At 44.3% G+C, this 22500-nt stretch carries 19 protein-coding genes, 3 tRNA genes, 1 rRNA gene and 1 other annotated feature (2 of these 24 cut by a window edge); of the genes, 8 read left to right on the top strand and 15 right to left on the bottom strand.

Annotated elements, in window-relative coordinates:
* The 5 genes from MHH56_RS05415 to MHH56_RS05395 all read right to left on the bottom strand — a co-directional run.
* Window positions 1-17 carry the 5' end (the start) of an AAA family ATPase gene (locus MHH56_RS05415; protein ID WP_339207115.1) on the bottom strand. Its footprint begins 748 nt before the window's first position, so 17 of the gene's 765 nt are visible here — the first part of the coding sequence; it begins with the start codon at window positions 15-17; its stop codon lies beyond the left edge, outside the window.
* Window positions 18-61: 44 nt separating this feature from the next.
* A complete protein-coding gene (locus MHH56_RS05410; protein ID WP_339207114.1) occupies window positions 62-1219 on the bottom strand; it encodes an SEC-C metal-binding domain-containing protein in 1158 nt (385 codons plus the stop codon).
* Between the two features lie 225 nt (window positions 1220-1444).
* A complete protein-coding gene (locus tag MHH56_RS05405) occupies window positions 1445-2560 on the bottom strand; it encodes a slipin family protein (protein WP_339207112.1) in 1116 nt (371 codons plus the stop codon).
* A 96-nt stretch (window positions 2561-2656) separates the two neighbouring features.
* The gene (locus MHH56_RS05400) at window positions 2657-2800 is read right to left on the bottom strand and encodes a hypothetical protein (protein WP_339207109.1); all 144 of its coding nucleotides are present in this window, start codon (window positions 2798-2800) and stop codon (window positions 2657-2659) included.
* A 281-nt stretch (window positions 2801-3081) separates the two neighbouring features.
* Entirely contained in the window at window positions 3082-4500 is a 1419-nt protein-coding gene (locus MHH56_RS05395; RefSeq protein ID WP_339207107.1) for an RtcB family protein, read from the bottom strand.
* 382 nt (window positions 4501-4882) lie between these two features.
* Here MHH56_RS05395 and MHH56_RS05390 point away from each other — a divergent pair, with 382 nt between their 5' ends.
* The 3 genes from MHH56_RS05390 (at window position 4883) to katA (ending at window position 8545) form a co-directional block, all read left to right on the top strand.
* Window positions 4883-6196 carry a WYL domain-containing protein gene (locus tag MHH56_RS05390; RefSeq protein ID WP_339207106.1) on the top strand — a complete coding sequence of 438 codons (1314 nt, stop codon included), beginning with the start codon at window positions 4883-4885 and terminating at the stop codon, window positions 6194-6196.
* Entirely contained in the window at window positions 6183-7001 is an 819-nt protein-coding gene (locus MHH56_RS05385) for a WYL domain-containing protein (protein WP_339207105.1), read from the top strand. Before MHH56_RS05390 ends, MHH56_RS05385 begins: the two co-directional genes overlap by 14 nt.
* An 86-nt stretch (window positions 7002-7087) precedes the next feature.
* Entirely contained in the window at window positions 7088-8545 is a 1458-nt protein-coding gene (gene katA, locus MHH56_RS05380) for a catalase KatA (protein WP_076271792.1), read from the top strand.
* Between the two features lie 79 nt (window positions 8546-8624).
* Here katA and MHH56_RS05375 read toward each other — a convergent pair.
* The 5 genes from MHH56_RS05375 to MHH56_RS05355 all read right to left on the bottom strand — a co-directional run bounded on the left by MHH56_RS05375 (window position 8625) and on the right by MHH56_RS05355 (window position 11138).
* Window positions 8625-8700: transfer RNA gene (locus MHH56_RS05375), tRNA-Phe, on the bottom strand.
* A 16-nt stretch (window positions 8701-8716) separates the two neighbouring features.
* Window positions 8717-8792 (bottom strand) — tRNA-Phe (locus MHH56_RS05370).
* A 41-nt stretch (window positions 8793-8833) separates the two neighbouring features.
* Window positions 8834-9075, bottom strand: a binding site (T-box leader).
* Window positions 9076-9218: 143 nt separating this feature from the next.
* A complete protein-coding gene (locus MHH56_RS05365) occupies window positions 9219-9956 on the bottom strand; it encodes a WecB/TagA/CpsF family glycosyltransferase (protein ID WP_339207102.1) in 738 nt (245 codons plus the stop codon).
* A gap of 154 nt (window positions 9957-10110) precedes the next feature.
* A complete protein-coding gene (gene bshB2, locus MHH56_RS05360) occupies window positions 10111-10794 on the bottom strand; it encodes a bacillithiol biosynthesis deacetylase BshB2 (protein WP_339207100.1) in 684 nt (227 codons plus the stop codon).
* Complete coding sequence (locus MHH56_RS05355; RefSeq protein ID WP_076271788.1) at window positions 10794-11138, bottom strand: YojF family protein; 345 nt, start codon at window positions 11136-11138, stop codon at window positions 10794-10796. The genes bshB2 and MHH56_RS05355 overlap by 1 nt, the downstream gene beginning before the upstream one ends.
* 365 nt (window positions 11139-11503) lie before the next feature.
* On the opposite strand from MHH56_RS05355, the gene MHH56_RS05350 reads away from it, so the two are divergent.
* The 5 genes from MHH56_RS05350 (at window position 11504) to MHH56_RS05330 (ending at window position 15654) form a co-directional block, all read left to right on the top strand.
* A complete protein-coding gene (locus tag MHH56_RS05350) occupies window positions 11504-13201 on the top strand; it encodes a methyl-accepting chemotaxis protein (RefSeq protein ID WP_339207099.1) in 1698 nt (565 codons plus the stop codon).
* 71 nt (window positions 13202-13272) lie between these two features.
* On the top strand, window positions 13273-13497 hold the full coding sequence (locus tag MHH56_RS05345; RefSeq protein ID WP_339207098.1) for a hypothetical protein: 225 nt from the start codon (window positions 13273-13275) through the stop codon (window positions 13495-13497).
* 89 nt (window positions 13498-13586) lie between these two features.
* A complete protein-coding gene (locus MHH56_RS05340; RefSeq protein ID WP_339207097.1) occupies window positions 13587-14447 on the top strand; it encodes a DUF4358 domain-containing protein in 861 nt (286 codons plus the stop codon).
* 102 nt (window positions 14448-14549) lie between these two features.
* Window positions 14550-15038 (top strand): sigma-70 family RNA polymerase sigma factor, encoded by a 489-nt coding sequence (locus tag MHH56_RS05335; protein WP_339207096.1) that lies wholly within the window; start codon window positions 14550-14552, stop codon window positions 15036-15038.
* A complete protein-coding gene (locus tag MHH56_RS05330; protein WP_339207094.1) occupies window positions 15031-15654 on the top strand; it encodes a hypothetical protein in 624 nt (207 codons plus the stop codon). Before MHH56_RS05335 ends, MHH56_RS05330 begins: the two co-directional genes overlap by 8 nt.
* 2 nt (window positions 15655-15656) lie before the next feature.
* On the opposite strand, the gene MHH56_RS05325 is transcribed toward MHH56_RS05330, so the two are convergent.
* The 5 genes from MHH56_RS05325 to MHH56_RS05305 all read right to left on the bottom strand — a co-directional run.
* Entirely contained in the window at window positions 15657-16736 is a 1080-nt protein-coding gene (locus MHH56_RS05325; RefSeq protein WP_339207092.1) for an acyltransferase family protein, read from the bottom strand.
* Complete coding sequence (locus tag MHH56_RS05320; RefSeq protein ID WP_339207091.1) at window positions 16729-18492, bottom strand: class I adenylate-forming enzyme family protein; 1764 nt, start codon at window positions 18490-18492, stop codon at window positions 16729-16731. Before MHH56_RS05320 ends, MHH56_RS05325 begins: the two co-directional genes overlap by 8 nt.
* A gap of 157 nt (window positions 18493-18649) precedes the next feature.
* Window positions 18650-20149: a DHA2 family efflux MFS transporter permease subunit gene (locus MHH56_RS05315; protein WP_339207089.1), complete on the bottom strand. Its 1500-nt coding sequence runs from the start codon at window positions 20147-20149 to the stop codon at window positions 18650-18652.
* Between the two features lie 442 nt (window positions 20150-20591).
* Window positions 20592-20667 (bottom strand) — tRNA-Val (locus MHH56_RS05310).
* A gap of 141 nt (window positions 20668-20808) precedes the next feature.
* Window positions 20809-22500: ribosomal RNA gene (locus MHH56_RS05305) — 23S ribosomal RNA — on the bottom strand; it runs 1240 nt beyond the window's last position.

Genomic DNA, 22500 nt, shown 5'->3' with positions numbered 1-22500 from the left:
TGCTGGCTTTGTCTCATCCTGTACGCCTCCAAGTTCGATTATGCCTTATCTGATTCTACTATTAACCGCAGCACTTTTTGAACTTTTTCCCGCTTCCGCAAGAACAAGGTTCATTACGTCCGACTTTTTTCTTTGATTGCATATCGATTACTTCCGCTTGAGCAGCTGGCTTAGGTACATTATTCAGCACCATGCTCACGTTTGCACGTTTCTCCGCTAGCTCTTCTGGGGAATAACCTTTGATGGCCCATTGCTTCGTGCTGTTCATTAATGGAACGAGCAAATCGGTAATATTCCTCATTGTTTCCGAATTAGGAATTTCAATAAAGTTCTGTGCCAGCTCAATAACAGAAGCTAAAGAATCTCCGTTTCTCGCAGCATCTGTACATTCCTCAGCCATCAAATCAGCTTCTTCACGGTCAATCTCATAACGCTCTAGTACAAAACGGACTAGATTCATATAGTGGCTGTTTCTCTCCACATATTCTGCTTCTCCAGCTTTCAAAAGCTGCTGCTTCGTAAATGGACAAAAATCCAGATCATGTCTAAGGTCTCTTTCTTTCACAATTGCCTCAGGATCTGCTACCCGATAGTCTGATATGTAGCCACTCTCTTCAATGAAAAATTGCTCATAGTAATCTTGGGCAGCAAACAAAACGTTCATAATATCATATTGAGCAAGAGGATGATCATCCTCTGAGATTACAAATGATTTCAACTGATCTATCGTCAATGTTCCATAATAATAGAGTAGGCCCTGCGTTAACCGTATCCATTCCGTGTTTCGATTAAGAATGGGCGTTTCCTTTAAGAGGTCCCCTGCTTTAATGAATTCCACCAGTTCGGCTGGCATCATCACAACACGCTTGCCATCTACCGTTCCCGGAAATAAAATACCACGCTCTAGGAAATAAGTATACTGCTGCAATTCAAGAAACGGCTTGTCCCAAATACCTTCGTTTTTCACTATTTTCTGAACAAGCTTCAATCTATTATGATCAAAGCAACGAGTTGCCATTTGTAGATTGTCTGGTATCAGCTCTGAAAGCTTCTCCACAAGCCCCTGCTTATTGAGCGAGCTTAGGTTGCTAATATCCAAATTCGTACGTATTCTAGTTAATTGCTGCTTCGATAATGTGCTTAGCGCATCCGCATAAGACAGTGGATAGGTAAGCGGCGGCCATAATTTTTCCAGTGCTTTATCTTGCTTTGTTGTCATAATAATCTCCTAACTCGTAGATGTATTTCATGCTCTTCTATGAATTATGAGTGGTACACTCAAAAGACATGCAGGTTCAAAGATAACAAAAATCGAAGATGGAATCAAACAAATCTGTTACTAATTTCATCACAAAATGTAAACTCAACCTATAAATTACGGATTCAAACCTAAATAAAAGCCTCACAGATCATCAAGCGATCTACGAGGCTTATTCAAAATCTATCATGATTTATCCATACCTTTTACACTTAACAGCGAATTAAGCTGCTCCAGTAAATTACCGCCGCCAGTGAGCGAGATAGTCCCGATTTTCTCGCAAATTTTCTCAAGAAACTCAAGCTCTTTCAGACGATAGAGCGTGCCGTTCTCATCCATTAGCTTAGCGGTATTTAGCAGGCTTCTAGTAGACGCTGTCTCTTCTCTTCGTGTAATGAGATTGGCTTGCGCCTTCTTCTCAGCAAGCAGCACCGTATTAAGGATGTCCTTAATATCACCCGGCAAAATAATATCTTTGAGGCCCGCCGAAACGAACTGTACGCCGTAATGCTCCTTCTGCTCGTTCAGACGTGTAAGTACAAAATTCGCGATTTCTTGCTTCATGCGCAGCAGATCATCCAGCTTAAGAGTACCGACATATTCGCGCAAAATAAGCTGCAGCAAAATGTACACCTGCTCCTCGAACGACTTAATCTGAAATGCTTTTAGCGGGTCAACAACCTTGTATTGGCACACAAAGTTCAGCCGCAGCGTCACCTTGTCCTCTGTCATGATCTCTTGTCCAGTCATGTCCAGCTGAAGCTGGCGCAGATCAACCGTCTTCACCTGCACGCTCGTTGGTCCTTTCCAGAAATAATATTTTCCCGGACGAAGCTCGCGCTGCAAAACGTTATTAAAAAATAACAACCCCGTTTCATAGCTTGCCACCTCGAACACTTGCATAAAGCTTTGCAGCCTCGACAGCAGTGATCTATCGATCTCTGATGTCAGTTCTGGATTCCGAATGTCTATACGAATAAATGAATGTTTTTTCATTACATTCCAGAATCCATAAAGCCCTGGTGTCAGCAATGTGGCAAATTTGCCATCCTCAAAATGCAGTACATACTCATAATCCTGCACATCAGCTATCGTCAGCTGCTCGGCAAGCTGCTCATCGTGGAGAAATAGCTTCAACTCCATATTTGGAACAGCGAAACGCTTCGCAATATTTTGCAAAATAACGGTATCATCAGAAAATGATGTATGGCGATATACGCCCGGCTGCAAAAGCTTTATGTAACTGCCTTTTTTGAAAAGCAGACCTCGTTCATCGTTCTTGATAATCACTTTTTTAAACATGATTTAACACCTCTTTACACGGTTTGGTTGATCTTTGGAACAGGAGCGCTCCTGCGGCTAGACCGGAATCCGGCTTGAGAAGGGAGCAGAGCTGCTTTACAGCTTCGTTGTCGATAGTCGAGTACGGATGTACCTTCCATCTGTGCTCGTTCTATGTCTTACTCTGCTATAAGAGGCAGCTGGCTCCAATCGGTATCCACCGATTGCATAGGTTTTGCTGCAGTGATTGTGCCGAGGCATCGTCTGAGTGCTCCTGCTTAAGATCACATCTACAACATTAGTTCTCCTTTGGAGGGAGTCAGAGTGCTCCGAAGAGCTGTTTCGCGGATTAGGCGATTGACAATAGAGGGATTAAGTCCACTCTATCCTGTGGGAGATTAAGACGATATGAGCGATACAGTATACAAGCGCATAGTATGCGCGTGCACTGCGGGATTTTTAGAAATCCCAGCCAAGGTACGCCATTCGTACATGAACCTCATCTATTATTGAAGTTATCTTTAATAGCGATTTAATAAAAGCTAGGTGCCTTTTATAGCAGCCATCGGCTTGCATTTGGCTATCACGGCAGCTAAAGAAGCGCCAACAACGCTGTCGATGATCTGATCTACGTCTTTATATGCCTGTGGGCATTCATCGAGAATGGCCTGCAAGGAAGCATGGTTAACGAGTATTTCATCATCCGTCCCAACCTTCAGCGATTGTTCAAACTGATCAACCGTTACCATTTCTTTTGTTGCTTTTCGCGATCTCGCTCGCCCCGCTCCATGGCAAATAGAATAGAAGTTTTTGAGTCCCTCTTCCTTGCCTACCATAATATAAGAGGAAGTTCCCATAGAGCCTGGGATGAGCGCGGGATGTCCTGTCTCCTTGTACACCGGCGTATTTAGAAAATGCCCCGCCGGAAGCGCACGCGTTGCCCCTTTGCGATGGACGAGCATCGGCTGGTTGCGGTGAAACTCCTTGAGCGCGTAGTTATGCATCAGATCATAGAGAACCGGCATTTCTGTACTTGCTCCGAAAACTTCCTGAAAAGCTTCACGGACACCGAATGCAATCATATGACGGTTGCTTACGGCGAAGTTGAGTGCAGAATACATCAGGTTCAAGTAGGTCTGCCCTTCCTGACTCGCAATCGGGGCATAGATCAGATTAGGGTCTGGATTGCTAACTCCCCACTGATTCATCGCTTCCTTAATAACCTTATTGTGTTCGCGTCCAACCATTCCGCCCCATGATCTGGAGCCAGAGTGAATCATGACGACAACCTGACCGTCGAACAAGCCCCATTTTGCCGCCACATTTGCGTATTCCTCATTTATCTCCAAATACTGAATTTCAATGAAGTGATTGCCACTGCCGAGCGATCCGAGCTGCCCACGCGCATATTTCATAATTTTCGGAGGCAGTTGATTTAAATAGGTATGGTCGAAGTCAAACTGGGATTGCTCCACATGCGTCAGCCATTGCTCATTTGGCACATATTTCTCAGGCAGACCCTTCAAGCCATGCTGTACCACACTCATAACATCGATATCGTCGTAGTTGGAGTTCTTACGCTCGTTAGTCGGTACGTATTTCTCGATTGCGGTGATCAATGCTCTACGAATGTTTTTGTCAGCAAGCTCACGCTTATGAAGCGATGTTGTATGAACGCGCATCCCACAGCCAATATCAGATCCGACAATAGAGGGAGATACACAGCCATTTTTCATATTCCAGACCGCAGTCGTCCCAATGCAGGTTCCAATGCCAACGTGGGCATCAGGAGTATAGCTCATATATTGATTTCGAGGAATTTGCAAATTGTTGTTTGCCATTTCATATACTTTGTCCCCAAAGGCTTGGAGCACATCTTCATTCGCAAATACGTGGAGTGAGCCATGCTCAAGCTCCATTTCATGATGATTGCCTCCATGTCTCTTATGCTGCATTATCATCGTAATACCTCCCGTGCTTCAAGCTATACGTGTCGTAACTCGTTTGCTTGCTCGCTTCTTATGAGCTTTATATTGCCTGATTTTGGAGACCGTGAACATGGTGAAAGTATTACGAGTAAGCAAAAACGCAATTAGCTTTCTCTGGATGCTAATGAAGCTTTGACGAAAAAATAGAAGACTAGTATTAAACTTATATTTTAAGCAAAAACGCAATTAGCTTCCTCTGGATGCTAATAAAGTTTTGACGGAGAGATATAAGCCTAATATAAGAATTAAATTTATATACTCTTATATCTAGAGGAAAATTTTCCTTTTTGTTCAAATTTGCGCTCTTCCTGTTAAGATAGAAAAGAAGAGCGCTTATGATCGGAGGAATACATAAATGGCAAAAGAAAGCTTTGATAAAGAGATCCAGTTTTTGCGGATGCTCGTTCTTACGAGCGGTGCATATAATCGCCAGCAGTATGCGGACAGGCTGGGCATCTCCATCCATACCTTCGATAAAACGATCAAACGTCTGAAAGAGGTTGTGAATAGCGTTTACCAACAGCTGCCTGAGGATAAAGGCAAGGAGTTTGCAGAAACCATTCGTTACAGCTATCTTGATTCTTCGGAACCGATGCTTCTGTTTCTATTTCGCGCCAAATCTCTAAAAGAATCAGAGAGTCAGCGCCTCTCCTTATTGCTTGCTGCTATGCGCGAGAAGTCATTCACTGCAATGGAGCTCCTCGATCTATGCTGCAGCAGCATGCCGGAAGAGCTCTCACTGCCTGACGAAAAAACGATACGAGGCGATTTGAAATATTTAGAGCAAGTAGGCGTCATCAAAAAAGAGTCTGGAACGCGCCCTTTTCGCTATCGGATATACAATGATTTAGTGCAGCAGCTCTCACGCGATGAACTGCTCGATCTATATGACTTTGTAGACGTTATGGCAAATACCCAAATTCCCTCCGTACAGGGTTATTTGCTGCGTGATGGTGTCAAGAAATACATGAATCGGAATCAGGTCGATTACGGCTCGGTTGAACCCTTCTTATATAAGTACCACTATTACTCTCGTATTTTGGACGAGGCTCATCTCTTTACACTGCTTGCTGCGATACGTCATCGGCGCTCGGTCAGTTTTCTCTATTTTTCGCCGAAAAAAGAAACCAGCTACACATCCAAAAATACGAATCCATTATTTGAGCGCGATACCGAAGGTCAGCAGGAAACGCTGCTCCCTCTAAAAGTTGTTTACGATCATCAATATGGCCGCTGGTACCTTCTTGGTCATCACGCCCGCTACGGCATTAAGAAATACCGAATGGAAGGCTTAACCCAAATTTCGGAAGAGGAAGAAGCCCCCGTGGCATTATTCGAGTCCAAAAGAGATGAGCTGGAGCAGCGGATTAAACATAGCTGGCTAATTGATACGGGCAAGCCTGTTCTAGTGCGGGTTCGCTTCTTTCATCCCGGACCTCATATCCCAAGCTTCGTGATGGAGCGTGTTCTGCTCCAAGGTCAATGGGGCACTATTTTGGAAGAAAGCGAAGAATCCTTCATCTATGAAATTGAGGTGAACGGAACGATTGAAATCAAGCCTTGGATTAGGAGCTTTGGCTCAAGCTGCGAGGTGCTTGCTCCCTTGAAGCTGAGGCAGGAACTGATTGAGGAATGGAAGGAGATAAAAAGCTACTATGAATCCTTTTGAGAAAATATTCAACTATCAGATTTTATCCAAGCTGGAAGGCTCCGGTACGTTCATCATGACTGCGCATGAGCGAAGTTGGCTGAAGACCATGCTTGAGCATCCCGCTGCTGCGGCTGCTTTGTCTCCAGAAACGCTTATTCAAATGAACACTATATTAGAAGAAGATCAATCCTTGGATACTGGCGGGCTTCTGCATAAGGCAGCTAGTAGAGAGAAGCAAGTCTATCATTCTTACATTCGTCCTCTTCGCCAAGCTATCACTAACAAAAACCTACTATATATAAGCTATAAAATTAAAGGAGGCCGCACCTGTACGGAGCAAAGGGGTCTTCCCTATAAGCTGGAATATTCGATGGTCAAACGGGAATGGTATCTTCTCTGGTACCATATCAATCATCGAACGCTGATGAGCACAAAGCTTGATAACGTGACGGGCAGCAGCGAGCAGATTTGTCCAACGGAATATTACGAGCAGCTAATTGGTATCGTTCAAGGCTTAATGAAAAAACGCAGCATGAGTGCGAATATTCTTGTTGTTCCCGAATACAACGGCGAGCTCTCGCGCATTTTGTATGCTTTTTCTTGCTTCGAGAAAGAAGTCAGTTACGCTGCCGACTCCAATGAATATACGATTCAATTGCACTTTTCAAGCAAGGACAGCGAATATGTTCTTTCCAAAACTCGCTTCCTCGGAAAGCGGGTTCGCATCATCGATGGCGAGCACCTGCGGCGCCGTATGCTCGAGTCTGCGACAAAATCCCTAGCACGATATGCACAATTTGACGAAAAATTTTATTTAGAATGATTATAAAATGATATTGATTTCCTCCTATAAAACGGTAACATAAGGTATGAGGCGTAATCATACAAAATCAATGAGGTGAATCTATTATGAGTACTGAGAAGAACAAGCTCACAACTAGCTTTGGCGCTCCCGTTGGAGACAACCAAAACTCGATGACAGCAGGCTCACGTGGTCCCACATTAATTCAGGATGTTCATCTGCTTGAAAAGCTGGCGCATTTCAATAGAGAGCGTGTTCCAGAACGCGTTGTCCATGCCAAAGGCGCAGGCGCACATGGCTACTTTCAAGTTACGCATGATGTCACGTCTTATACGAAAGCTAACTTTTTGTCCGAAGTAGGAAAACGCACACCTATGTTTATACGTTTTTCAACCGTAGCTGGCGAGCTCGGCTCTGCCGATACGGTGCGCGATCCACGCGGTTTCGCCGTTAAATTTTATACAGATGAAGGAAACTATGATCTTGTCGGCAATAATACACCCGTATTCTTTATTCGTGATGCGATTAAATTTCCAGACTTCATTCATACTCAGAAGCGTCATCCTCAAACCCATTTAAAAAACCCGAATGCGGTATGGGATTTCTGGTCCTTATCGCCTGAGTCTCTGCATCAGGTTACGATCCTTATGTCTGACCGCGGGATTCCTGCTACGTTTAGACATATGCATGGTTTTGGAAGCCACACTTTCAAATGGGTGAATGACCAAGGCCAAGCGGTATGGGTGAAATACCATTTCAAAACAGAGCAAGGTGTTCAAAACATCTCTAATGAGGTAGCTGCCAAAATTGCTGGCGAAAATCCTGATTATCATACCGAAGATTTATTTAATGCAATTGCAAGTGGAGATTTTCCAGCGTGGAAGCTTTATGTGCAGATCATGCCTGAAGAGGATGCGAATACATATCGCTTCGATCCGTTTGACGTAACGAAAGTCTGGTCTCAAAAGGATTATCCATTAATTGAGGTCGGTCGCATGGTGCTTGACCGCAACCCGGAAAATTATTTTGCAGAGGTGGAGCAAGCGACATTCTCGCCAGGATCATTTGTCCCAGGAATCGAAGCTTCACCGGATAAGATGCTCCAAGGACGTCTCTTTGCTTACTCCGATGCTCATCGTTACCGTGTTGGCGCCAATCATAATCAACTGCCGATTAATCGCCCTGTCGCTCCGGTGAACAATCACCAGCGCGATGGCCAGATGCGTGCAGACGGCAACGGAGGAGCATCGATTTATTACGAGCCTAACAGCTACGGCGGACCAACGGAGTCGCCGGAAAACAAGCCAACTCCGTTCGAAGTGTCAGGAAATGCAGACAGCGCTCCTTTTGACCATCATGACCACTACACACAAGCTGGCGACCTTTATCGCCTTATCAGCGAAGAGGAACGTGCCCGCCTTATTGATACGATCGTCGGCGCTATGAAGCCCGTTGAGAAAGATGAGATCAAGCTTCGTCAGATTGGCCATTTTTTCAAAGCAGACCCTGATTTTGGCCAACGCATTGCTGAAGGGCTTGGCTTGTCCATCTCACAGCAATCATAATTTCTTATATATCGCATCATCCAGCCTTGCAGCTTTCGAATCCCTTTCGAGAGCCGCAAGGCTTATTTGTTTGAAGTTATGGTGGCTCGGGACGGAATCGAACCGCCGACACTAGGATTTTCAGTCCTATGCTCTACCAACTGAGCTACCGAGCCTTATTGCTTGAAGTTATGGTGGCTCGGGACGGAATCGAACCGCCGACACTAGGATTTTCAGTCCTATGCTCTACCGACTGAGCTACCGAGCCATAATATTTAATATCCCTGAAAATACAAATAGCCCCTCATCCGAAGGGACGAGAAGCCGTGGTACCACCCTAAATTAAAACGTCTCTGCAACAAAAACAGAAATGTTCTCACTTTAATTAATAACGGTTAACTAACCGGTGCTCCTCTACTTGCCGTTACTGGTTTCAAGGGACTGCTCCGGAGTGAACTTCAACCAACCCTTTTCCCAGAAACGCTCTCAATCTTCGGCGCTTCCTCCCTGTAAGTAGGTATTGATTTACTTTTCTCCATCTACGCATTTATATTGTTTTGAATAATTTTCCTAATAGTACGTTAAGATCCACAAAAAGTCAACAGTTGGAATTCATTAAAAAATATTTTGTGACTAGAATGCCATTGATCCAATTAATCTTCCTCCGTAGATGTAGATTAAGCCATGATTATAATCAGTTTCTTTCTTTGAATAACAATGCTTTCATTGCAAAGCGAGGTAAAATTAATTGCCTCTTCCATCTAGAAGGCTGCTTTATTAATCGATAAAGCCATTCCAAATTTAACTTTTGCCATATTACAGGCGCTCGCTTTACGGTTCCAGCAATTGTATCCAGACTCCCGCCAACGCCTATAGCAACCCTAGCGTTTAGACAATTTTTAAACGTATGAATCCAAAATTCGGCTTTAGGCGCACCTAAGGCAACGACTAAAACATCGGGACTCAAGCTTGCAATTTCATTCACAATTTTCGCGTCATCCTTAGGTTCAAAAAAACCATGATGCCTTCCGACAATAGACACGTTTGGGTATTTCAAATTGATCACTTCTAAAGCCTTTTTACTCGTCATCTCACTTGCGCCCAGCAGATAGAACGACCACTTTTTCCTATTGCCCATCTCCAATAGATTGATCAGAAGATCGCATCCCGTAACACGTTCTGGCAGCGGATTCCCCTTAAACCGAGAGACCATGACGATGCCTGCACCATCAGCAGTAAGGTGTGCCGCGTCGTTAATAATGGAACGAAGCTCTAAATTTTGCTGACAAGACATACTGATTTCTGGATTCAACGTCACCACGTGGAAAAGCTCTGTTTTTTTCTCTTTAATAACTTCGTCAATCAAATCGACAGTTTCACCCATCGTTATTTTAGGGATGGGAATGCCCATAATTAGCGAATGATTTTCCATTAGATCCACCTTGGTTTTTTATCCACATTCTAGCATAGATGAGTAACTCAAACTATCTAGTTCTTTCATGCTTTGATGAACTCTCTGCCGATCAACAGAAAAAAAGCTCTAAGGACAATTTCTTAGAGCTGCTTATCTTATTTATGAATATTTATTAGGCGAATGGATAAATCCAGAAACGCTCCGTTCCAAAGCGCTCTTGTATTTCCGCATCCTGAAGGGTTTTATTGCCCATTAACTCGGCCGCTTGAAACTGCGAACGATGTGCTTGTATCGAAGCCATTTTTTGATGCAAAAAAGGTTTAATATCATTCACGATTTGAGGTTTCCCAATCGCTTGTTGATGGTTTTTAGAAAAAGCTACGCAATATACGATTGGCCTCTCCGCTTGCGGCAGCCTGCCGACTGTCCTAATGACGGACGCCCCGCATGCATCGTGGTCGGGATGAACGCTGTAGCCTGGATAAAAAGTGTATACAATCGACGGATTCAGCTCCTGAATAAGAGCTTTTATTTGCCCATCCAACTGCTCATGATCTTCAAATTCGAGCATTTTATCATGAAAACCAAGCATTCTCAAATCTTGTATGCCGATGGCTTGGCATGATTCCTCCAGTTCAAGCTTGCGTATAGCGGGTAAAGTGACCCGATTGGCGAATGGAGGTATTCCCATATTTCGGCCCATTTCCCCAAGTGTCAAGCAAGCATAGGTCACATGAGCTCCATCTTGGATATGCTTAGCCAGTGTCCCCGAAACGGAGAAAGCCTCATCATCCGGATGCGGCAGTATAACTAAAATATTATTTTGTCCCACAGAATTTCTAATCTCCTCTCTCATCAGAAGGGTTCCTTGCTTAATTGCAGTGATACGACAAGTTTTCCTTGCCCATCATGACCTGCCAGAATCAGCCGCTCCGGTTCGTTCTCATCCCAGTGGGTAAGCCCCTCCGAGTATACCCAGCCTTGCGACATTTTCAAGCCAACCCGATAAGGCCCGCTCCCTGCAATCGAACCGTGAGAATAACGAATCACCACATTCGTAAGGAAATTGGCTGCTGGATGCTTTGAACTGTCGAGATGAGCAGCGTAAGCACCTGTAGTCATTTCAAGATGAATAAAAAGTTCCTGATTTTTAAAGCTATCTATCCTCTGCTGCACCTTTTCTTGATTAATCAGCTGCAACTTTATCCCTCCCCATATTTCAGAAAAACCATATCAATAAATCGGATACTGATACAATTTTATCATATTTGCACGAAAAGAAATAACGAGTGCTGTATGCTTGCAACTTTACTCAAGCGACTAGTTGATTTCTCAAATTGAACAAGTCATATACTTGCCTTTTGTGAATATATATACCTATTACTCACATGGTTCTACCGAACTAGATTGTCGAAAATATATATGATATACTAACTTACAAATTTCTAGAACATACTAGATTTTACCGTTCATATTCTTTCTGAGGCGATCATTTCAACAGTAACCCTGCTCATCTTGCCAATACCCCATTGCATCTTCAACAAGAATTTTACTGGAGGTTACCTATGAGAAACCTAACGATTAGCAAAAAACTGCTCGGAGGATTTATTTCTATTCTTATATTATTAACTATGATTTTGAGCATTAATTTAACTCAGCTCACATCGCTTAATCGTACATATACAGAATTAATTGAAGATCGAACACAAAAAATGCTGCATATTAAGAACATGGTCATAGCTGTAAAATCTGAGCAGGTTGCCATACGAGTTTACGCCATGCTTGGTGATCAAACGTCACTTAACGGGATAACTGCTGCTCATGAAAATTATATGAACATCAGTAAGCAGCTGGCATCTTCATTCTATACTCCTTCAATGATTGACTCGCTCAAGCAAGCCGATCTCATCGAAAATGAGTATTTTCAGCTCCTTGAAAAGGTTATCAGTCTCAAAAAGGAGAATCAAGAGAAGGAGTATACCACTCTTCTTGCGAACCAGGGACGCACTATAACAGCAAAGATTGAGAAAATTCTTACGGACATGGAAACCTATCAACAAGAGCAGCTGAACATAAGCTCAGCGAAAGCATCCAAACAAGTGGACGAAGTCATCAGCTTCATCATTACACTCGGGATCATCGCTCTTGTACTTGGCATATCCATCGCTTTGTTAATAGGCCGACTCATCACCAGACCCATTATTCAAGTCGTAAAAGCTGCGGAGAAGATTGCTTCTGGGGATCTTACAGGCAAAGCCATTACTATAAAAAATAAAGATGAAACGGGTATGCTTGCGAGTTCGTTTAACACGATGTCCGATAATCTTAGAGCTTTGATTAAACAAGTTGATTCCAATGCGGAGCAAGTAGCCGCATCCTCAGAAGAACTAAGTGCAAGCGCTGAACAAACATCGCTTGCAACGGAGCAAATCGCAGTTACTGTACAGGATGTTGCCTCTGGCGTTGAACAGCAAGTGAAGCTTGTGAATGAAAGCTATCAGACGATTAATGATATGTCGATTGGATTTCAGCAAATTGCTGAGAATACACATACAGTCTCTTCCAAAGCTTCCGAAGCGTCAGATAAGGCGGCTGTTGGGAACGAATCGATTAAAACAGCCGTTGCGCAAATGGGATCAATTAATGATACGGTCAATGGGCTTGCCTCGGTTATTACGGAGCTTAATGGACAATCAAATGAAATCAACCAAATTGTTGGAGTCATATCGGATCTCTCCACACAAACCAATCTGCTCTCACTGAACGCCGCTATCGAGGCAGCAAGAGCTGGCGAGCATGGGCGCGGCTTTGAGGTCGTCGCAACGGAGGTGCGAAAGCTATCCGTACAATCGACACAATCAGCTAAGCAAATCGAGTCGCTCATCTCTACGATACAGATTGAAATGCATAATGCTGTTCAGTCTATGGAAGCTGTAACCAAGGAAGTGTTGTCAGGTATTTCTCTTGTTACTACAGCAGGAGAATCATTTGAATATATACAAAATGCCGTTAATGATGTCGCTTATGAATCCGTGAAGGTTTCCTCGGCTGTGCAGCAGCTAACCGCCGGAGTTGACGAAATTACCGGTTCAATGAAAATGATTTCCGAGGTGACCCAAAGCTCCGCGGCAGGTACAGAGCAGGTTATCGCCTCCACGCAGGAGCAGCTATCCTCTATTGAGGAAATATCCTCTTCTTCTAACGCGCTTGCAAAAATGGCGGAGGATTTGCAGCATAACGTGAATCGCTTCAAAACGAGTTAGAAGAACGTATGTTTTACCTCCGGCTTTTTATGGTATACTGCTACAATATTAATATGCTGGAGGTTTGCCTTATGAAAATTTATGTTATTCAATCATTCAATGAGGATGGTTTGGAAAATGTGTATGTAGGCTCAGATGAGGAAAAAGCATTATCGCTGAAAGCAGCTGACTTTGACAACTGCGATGCTCTCTTCGTTGAAATCTGGGAGGACGGCGGCAAAACAGATGATTTCCGCCTTGTAGAATCGTCCGAAGAAGATGAGGCAGACGATACAAATAGTGAAGAGATTCAGTAGTTTCGATCACCAATAACAAGTAAATGTGCAACCTTTTGTCGAACACTGTCGTCTAGTGTTCGACTTTTATTTTTTAAGGAGAGACATACATGCTACATATGAAGAAATCGTTATCCAAAATGGCTGTACTCGCACTCACAGTATCGATGCTCGCTGCAGGCTGCAGCGATGCCGGGAAAGAACCGGCAAAAAATGCATCAGGAAATGAGACAACGGTTACAGAACAGCCCACCGTACCTCCTGCAACAGAAGCTCCAACGGAAACCGAAGCTCCACCTGCTACGGAAGAACCTGCTGGTGATCAGGCAACAACTGAACCTGCAGCAACTGAAAAACCAACTGCAAATGACACAAGCAAGGAAAATGAAGCTGGCGTAAAACCTTCAGCTACTGCAAAACCGACCGAAAAACCATCAGGTGCAAAACCTGAACAGAAACCGGCTGCAACAGCGAAGCCAACACAAAAACCGACGCAAAAACCAACAGTCAAACCAACACAAAAACCGAGTGCTACACAAAAACCTAGTGCAACGACTAAACCTCCTGTAAAGCCTTCTACGGACATTAAGGTTTCGGATATCACGACTAAAATTACGACCGATCTTGAATTTCCGATGCTTGGTAATGTAGAAGCTGAGCGTTTGAAGGATGTTTTCGGAACGGATTTTGATGGTCTCGTGACTGAAGGCGTCTACTTGCAGGCGATGATGAACGTTAAAGCTACTGAGCTCGCTATCGTCAAGTTGAAATCCGATAAAAGCTACGATGCTGTAGCTAAAGCTTTTGAGGCACGCGCAGCAGACATTCAAAAAACGTTTGAAACTTATTTGCAGGATCAATATGAGGATGCAAAAAACTACAAAATTGTTAGAAACGGAAACTACGTAATGCTGTCCATCTCGCATGATCAGGATGCAGTAGTGAAGATCTTCAACAGTTTCTTTAAATAATACTTTATTCACAAAAACCTGACCGACAGCGGTCAGGTTTTTTTATGGTTTTGAAACATTTTGCCTTGGTTGATCGTGTTAGGTGTGAAGGAGTCGACGATCATGCCAAATGAGTATTCAGATGAATATTTAACCCAGCTTGTTCAACGTTATGCGGATATGATAATGCGTATTGCTTTCACCTATCTTAAAAACAACGCAGACGCTCAGGATGTATGCCAAGAGGTATTTATAAAAGTTGTTAAGCTGCAAAAGACGTTCGAGCTGGCCGAGCATGAGAAAGCGTGGATTATTCGAGTTACGATCAACGCATGCAAGGATATGCTGCGCAGTTCATGGAAAAGATTCTTTTCTCCCATTCGTGATGCATCTATTCCGATCCAGCATTCAGACAACAGAGAAGTTGTTGCCCGCGTCTTAGAGCTGGATCAAAAATACCGGATCGTCATTTACCTCTATTATTTTGAAGATTACAGCACCGCAGAAATAGCCCAGTTATTGAACAGAAACGAGAGCACAGTAAGAACACAGCTTAAGCGCGCTCGTGAAATGTTAAAAGGGAGCATGATTGGAGGAGTCGCTAATGAATAGATACATAAGCGGAATGAAGGAAATTCAGGCTGGCGATGAGCTGAAGAAGCAGATGCTTCACCACGTACAGCAGCAGTCAGCGAGAAAACGCAAAACGTTATCCATAAAAAAAACAGCAACCCTATCGGCCGCTGCTTGTATAATTGTTTTTTTGGTTGTGCTTGGAGCATCCTTATTGCAGCATGAGAACAAAAAAACTGCATTTGGCGGTTTCGTTATTACGGCCTATGCTGCAGATGGCACATCGATTGAGATGAAACCTGAAACTCAGCTTCCGCTAGGAAAATATAGTCCGCTAATGAGCAGTGTACCCGGATTTCCAATTCGCATCGTTGCAGATGAAGCAGACATCATTGCAATTACCGTTACAGAAGGAAATCTTCTTCTTTGGTCCCCTTCAGATTCAAAGGTCATTCAAAAAGGAAGAAGCATGAAAACCACATCCGGTACCATTGTATACTGGACTCCTCTTGAAGAGGGCGAAGAACATTCTCTTAGTCAATCAGCTACGGTTTCAGTAACTGCCCTCGCGGGCAAAAAAGAGCTGGGTCGCCATGACATTGAAATAAACACGGATGACGGGCTAAATTATAGCGGAGTGGTCAAAACGTCCTAATCTTATGATGCCATATTTCTTGTCTGCCGAGCCGAGAACGTTCTTGAGCTTGCACGCAGCAGCATTGTAACAGCTATGCATTCCAATAAGGTCATGAGCATCAGTGTGAAATCCTGCAAAACACTCATGCTGTCAACACTCCAGCCTAGCAGAGAAAGATTGGTCTGCATGAATAAAATATGACCAAAAAACGTTACGATGCTGAACAAACTGATTATTTTATGATAAGTCTGAACGGCTGGAAGCTCTATTTTAATCATTCCATAAAAAAGAAGCAGTGTATTCGGCAACATACTGAATGCAAGCTTATAATCTGTTGTCCATTCACTAAATCGAAGCAGCAGCAGCGTCTCCACTACCGTTAATCCCAATGCAAAAATCAGTATAGGTTTTACTTTTATTTGCATAAGCGTAGTCTCATACTTTGCCAGTAATACGCCCAAAGCCACGAACGTGAAGCCAAAGCCGATATATCTCGTCGCAAACAAATACAAATAATCGATGTAGGCAGGGTCGATCGCGGGAAAGCTCTCAGCTGTTATACCGAATAACGTTTTTAAGCTTCCTGAAACAAACTGCATGCCAATAAATCCAGTCAGCGTCAATATAAGAGCAAGGCGACTGTATTGCTTTTGGATAAGCCAATAAGCAGTTAATATACCAAACACAAGCGGCGGGATAAACCAAAATTGAACGAATGGTCCGTTTAGAAAAAATGCGATAAACAGTACCTTCGCTTGGATAAAGAGATTTCCTGCCGACCAGCCGTCGCTAATCAGCTTAGGAACGATGCTCTCTGCAACAAACAGACAACAAAATAAGCAATAAACGATTCCGATACGCAGCAAATATTTTTGAATATAAAGCCTTGGGTTTGCTGCATGGCTCCAGCCTTTATAGGCAAGAAAGCCTGCTACAACGTAGAAGCATGGCACAACTATTCTTGTAGCAAGACCAGAAAACTGGACAATCGCTTGCCCCGGCATTAAAGCCATATAGCGTAAAAGCATAAGATGCGCTACAAGCACAAGCAAGGAACCCGCCAGCTTGAATAACGTTATCCCTGGATAGTATTTACGCATTTCTTCTCAGCTCCCCTGTCCTATTCAGAACCAACGATTTAATTTCAGCCACTGAAATTTTACCCGTCGGTGAGAGAGGGAATACAGGCAAAAATACATAATAACGCGGCAGCTTAAACGTCGATAAATATGGAGCTAAATCATTTTTCAGCACACTATCGCTTAGAGTCGCTCCCTGCTTCGCTACAATACAAGCGCAAACTTGCTCACCATAAAGCTCATCCGGGACACCTATGACGAACGCATCCTCCACATCTTTATGTCGCAGCAGCACATTCTCAATTTCTACCGGAGAAATTTTTTCTCCGCCTCTAATAATCGTTCTGTGAAGCCTGCCTGTAATTGTTAAATGTTTCCGTTCATCCAGAAATCCTAAATCTCCGGATCGATACCACCCATCTGCCGTCATACTAGCCCTATCGTTAGTCTCGCTCGTGTAACGCATGACCCGATGACTTCGAATGGCAATCTCGCCATGCTCATGCGGCGGCAGCGTCTCTCCCGTCTCCGGATTTAATATTTTCACCTCTACAACCTTATCCACTCTTCCTCCAATGCTGTAGGACCCCTTTTCGAATTCCTTATATTGAATGAGCCCGTTTAAAAGATTTAAGTGTCTCAGCAGCTTGTAAAGCAAATATAAAATAATATTTTGCCTCCGATTCACGAAACAAGTCCCATTAGCGACTGCACCTGCTTCCGAAGAGCCATAGCTTACCATAAAAAAGTAGAGGTTCAAGCCTTTCATTATTTTTTGCAATATCGTATTGTTAACTGCTGCTGAAGTAAATGCTACCCCTAGCAGTGATTTCAAATTGTAATCCTCTCTTTTTGGAGAAAGTACCATTTGCTGAATCATATATGGCGTACCTATAAGAACTTTACACTTTTCCTTCTCCACCGCTGACAGAGCATTTATGGGATTAAAGTGGCTGAGCATGACCATTCGAATATTGTACGTTTTTAAACTTGCAAATAATGTACCAAATCCTCCTAGATGATAAAGCGGCAATAAATTCATAACCGAGAAATGACGAGTAAAGCGATCACTGATTTTCATAAGCATGGCAATGCTTTTCTTAGGTTTACCCGCATTTTCAGCAGCTAATAAGAAGGAAGCCGTGGAACGCAATACCCCTTTGGGAAGGCCCAGCGTACCCGATGTATAAAGCAGAATAAGCGGATCACTTGAGACATTCATATCACAGGCAGTTAAAAACGACTGTTCATCTACAGCTGCGCCAAGCAGCCGTAAATCTGAATAGGGCTGAAATAGCTCGTTTGCTGTCCCATCTTCCTCCAGTACAAAAATATGCTTCGGGAACCAATGTTGATCTACTCCATCTTTATGCAAATCCACTATTATTTCCTGCATGATCGTTGGATAATGGACATGCTGTCCTTGAGCTCCCATAATGATGGCTGCAGGGCGAGAATCTTTTAAATAATGCTCAAGCTCTTGTTTCTTAGAGTATGTATTAAGCGGAACAATGATAGCGCCAACGCAGGCCGCTGCAAACATCGAAATAATCATTTCCGCCCTACCAGGCATAATGATTACAATGGAGTCGCCTTTTTTGACCCCTAGTTGAATAAAGCTTTTCGCCAGCAAGCGCACCTCTTCCCAAATCATTAGCCATGTATAATGCTGATCAGCAGCTGGGTAACTGTATGCCACATCATGAGGATAATCTGCTGCTCTTTTTTGCAACATATAAGGAATTGTGTCCCCGCTCAAGCTACTTTTGTTTATCATTGCCTTTACCCCCGTGTCTATAAAATAATCCTATTATTGTACCGTGTCATACTGTGAACATTTATAATATAACACCGAGTCGGTTCTTAATAAAGAACAATTTTATAAAAAAAACGTCGAAAGGGCTTTTATAACAGCTCTTTCGACGCAATACTTATTATTTGGCAGAAACTGGGGATGGTACTGGTTTCGTTATTGTTTTCTCTTTTACCACGTTGCCCTTGATGTCATCCTTACGCTTCGCCTTGCCCACGAATAAACTAAGCGGCAATGCGACGACTGCTACCAACGTAGCAACAACATATACATCGTTAATGCTCATCGTGAAGGACATCATTTCAATGTGCAGCTTATCAACATCGCCAGCCTTCATGAAGTCGGTAGCATGTGTAATCGATCTTGATGCAAGCATCGTTGTAAAGATAGCAATCGCGAATGAGCCAAACACGTTACGCGTCCAGTTCGTTATCGCAGAAGCATGCCCCGACAGCTCCGCTGGAATTTGCTCCATTGCGGCGTTGCTTGATGGCATTACGACAAGTGCGATCCCGATGTTACGAACGATCATCCACCAGATGATGTAGGCATGCGAGACATCAAGACTTAGCCAGCTTAACGCCAGCGTACCGATTGTCAGCAGCACAATGCCGCTAGACATCAGCCAGCGCGGACCAATGATGCCGTACAGCTTGCCGACAACGGGCATAAGCAAAGCCATTGCCAGTGAAGCCGGCAATAAAATCATGCCCGTATCCATCGCGGATACATGCTGTATTCTTTGAAGAAATACGGGTGTGAGCAATGTTCCGGAATACAAGCTGATTGTTATAATATTAGCGATAATGGCATTAAGCGTAAAACGACCATTTTTGAATACGCGTAGATTAAGCAGCGGCGTTTCAGCCCGCAGCTCTCGCCATATAAATAGTATCAGTGAAATGCCGCCGATTACGAACAATGAAACAATTTTCCATGAGCTCCAGCCCCAGTTATGGCCTTGCCCCAGTGCAAGCAGCAAGGATGAGCTGCTCATGATAACCGTTAGGAAACCTAGCAAGTCGAAGCTCTTCGGAACGTTCATCCGATAATAAGGAATGTATGCATATACGCAGCCGATTGCGATCAGACCGATCGGCACGTTCATCAGAAACAGCCAATGCCAATTCATGTTCTCCAATATCCAACCGCTGATTGTAGGTCCAAATGCAGGAGCCAGCATTGCAGATAGCCCCCAAAATGCGATTGCCATCGCCTGTCTATCTTTTGGAATGATTTGATAAATGATCGACATTGTTGCCGGTATAATTAAACCACTGAATGCCCCTTGCAGTACACGGAACAAAATGAGTGAGCCTTCGCTCCAAGCCGATGCACACAATATTGACGTTAAGGTAAACCCAATTAACGAGAATAAGTATAGTCGTCTATAGCTGAATCTCTCCCCTAAATAACCGGCAATTGGAGCTGTAGTTCCCATTGCGAGCATAAAGCCAGTTAACGTCCACTGAACGGAGCCCAGAGTCGTATCAAAATGGTCCTTCAAAATTTCGAGCGCCAAATTTATCGTAGCCGAAGCCAATACGCATAAAAAGGACCCGATAAAAATAGCAGTCATTACTGGCCAAAAACGTACTTTCATGCCTTCTGCTTGGTTCATCTGTTTGTTCCACTCCTTATATATTTACTTTAGAACTTAACTATTATAGTTTAGCGCTAAAGTAATTTCAATGAAAATTATTATATTGTAAAATTTTTCTTTTAACCCCTGTTGTAGGACTCGTTTCATGCCGTCTCCATTCGGCTGTGGGAGTAACCGTAGCGCTTTTGAACAAGTAGGTCCAGCTTACTTGTTTCTAGGGTCCATACTCGGCGGTGGACGCTGTAATACAGCAGTAGGCATCAATGAATCTTTAATCCTGTAACTGATCAGCTGAGTTACGCCCCTTGTAAGCAAAATAGGGCTGCCTGCTATCCATTTCTCAGGATAGAGGGCAGCCCTTTTGAATTCGTTCATATGAAATTAACGTATCTCCAGTGAAAAGCTCTCTGAAAATAAAAAAACATTGTTCACAAGGAACAATGGTCTGTTAAAAAAGTAATGGTGGAGGATGACGGGATCGAACCGCCGACCCTCTGCTTGTAAGGCAGATGCTCTCCCAGCTGAGCTAATCCTCCATGGAAACACTAAAACCCACTGCGAGTGGGAGTCTTGCTTCATTGTGCGTTTTGCACATTGAAAACTGGATACGAAAGAGTAGGCTTGCTGAAGCCTTTATGCTGCTGTCTACTGGATGTATGGGTCACAGTAAACGTGTTTAGGATAAGCCCTCGACCGATTAGTATTCGTCAGCTACACACATTGCTGTGCTTCCACCCCGAACCTATCAACCTCGTCGTCTTCAAGGGGTCTTACATACTGGGAAATCTCATCTTGAGGGGGGCTTCACGCTTAGATGCTTTCAGCGCTTATCCCGTCCGTACTTGGCTACCCAGCGGTGCTCCTGGCGGAACAACTGGTACACCAGCGGTACGTCCATCCCGGTCCTCTCGTACTAAGGACAGCTCCTCTCAAATTTCCTGCGCCCGCGACAGATAGGGACCGAACTGTCTCACGACGTTCTGAACCCAGCTCGCGTACCGCTTTAATGGGCGAACAGCCCAACCCTTGGGACCTACTTCAGCCCCAGGATGCGATGAGCCGACATCGAGGTGCCAAACCTCCCCGTCGATGTGGACTCTTGGGGGAGATAAGCCTGTTATCCCCAGGGTAGCTTTTATCCGTTGAGCGATGGCCCTTCCATTCGGTACCACCGGATCACTAAGCCCTACTTTCGTACCTGCTCGACTTGTAGGTCTCGCAGTCAAGCTCCCTTATGCCTTTGCACTCTTCGAATGATTTCCAACCATTCTGAGGGAACCTTTGGGCGCCTCCGTTACATTTTAGGAGGCGACCGCCCCAGTCAAACTGTCCACCTGACACGGTCCCCGAACCGGTTTCACGGTTCTAGGTTAGAACTCCGATACGATCAGGGTGGTATCCCAACGTTGCCTCCACACAAGCTGGCGCTCATGCTTCAAAGGCTCCCACCTATCCTGTACAGATCGTACCAAAGTTCAATATCAAGTTACAGTAAAGCTCCATGGGGTCTTTCCGTCTTGTCGCGGGTAACCTGCATCTTCACAGGTATTAAAATTTCACCGGATCTCTCGTTGAGACAGCGCCCAAGTCGTTACGCCATTCGTGCGGGTCAGAATTTACCTGACAAGGAATTTCGCTACCTTAGGACCGTTATAGTTACGGCCGCCGTTTACTGGGGCTTCGGTTCACAGCTTCGGGTTACCCCTAACCGCTCCCCTTAACCTTCCAGCACCGGGCAGGCGTCAGCCCGTATACTTCGCCTTACGGCTTCGCACAGACCTGTGTTTTTGCTAAACAGTCGCTTGGGCCTTTTCACTGCGGCCCCCTCGGGCTATTCACCCTACCGAGGCACCCCTTCTCCCGAAGTTACGGGGTCATTTTGCCGAGTTCCTTAACGAGAGTTCTTCCGCGCGCCTTAGCATGCTCTGCTCGCCTACCTGTGTCGGTTTGCGGTACGGGCACCTAGATCTCACTAGAGGCTTTTCTTGACAGCCGGAGTACATGACCTTCGCTACTGCAATTTTCGCTCCCCATCACAGCCCAGCCTTATGATCGACGGATTTGCCTATCGATCAGCCTCACTGCTTGGACGGACTATTCCATCAGTCCGCGTCACTGCCCTTCTGTGTCACCCCATTGCTCAAACGATCTTCGGTGGTACAGGAATTTCAACCTGTTGTCCATCCACTACGCCTTTCGGCCTCGCGTTAGGTCCCGACTTACCCTGAGAGGACGAGCCTTCCTCAGGAACCCTTAGGCTTTCGGCGGACAAGATTCTCACTTGTCTTTTCGTTACTCATACCGGCATTCTCACTTGAATACAGTCCACCAGTCCTCACGGTCCAACTTCAATCCGTATTCAACGCTCC

This window comes from Paenibacillus sp. FSL K6-3182 (assembly GCF_037976325.1).
Lineage (GTDB): Bacteria > Bacillota > Bacilli > Paenibacillales > Paenibacillaceae > Pristimantibacillus.
Note: the sequence above shows the minus strand (reverse complement) of the source record. Positions and strands in the feature narration are given on the sequence as shown.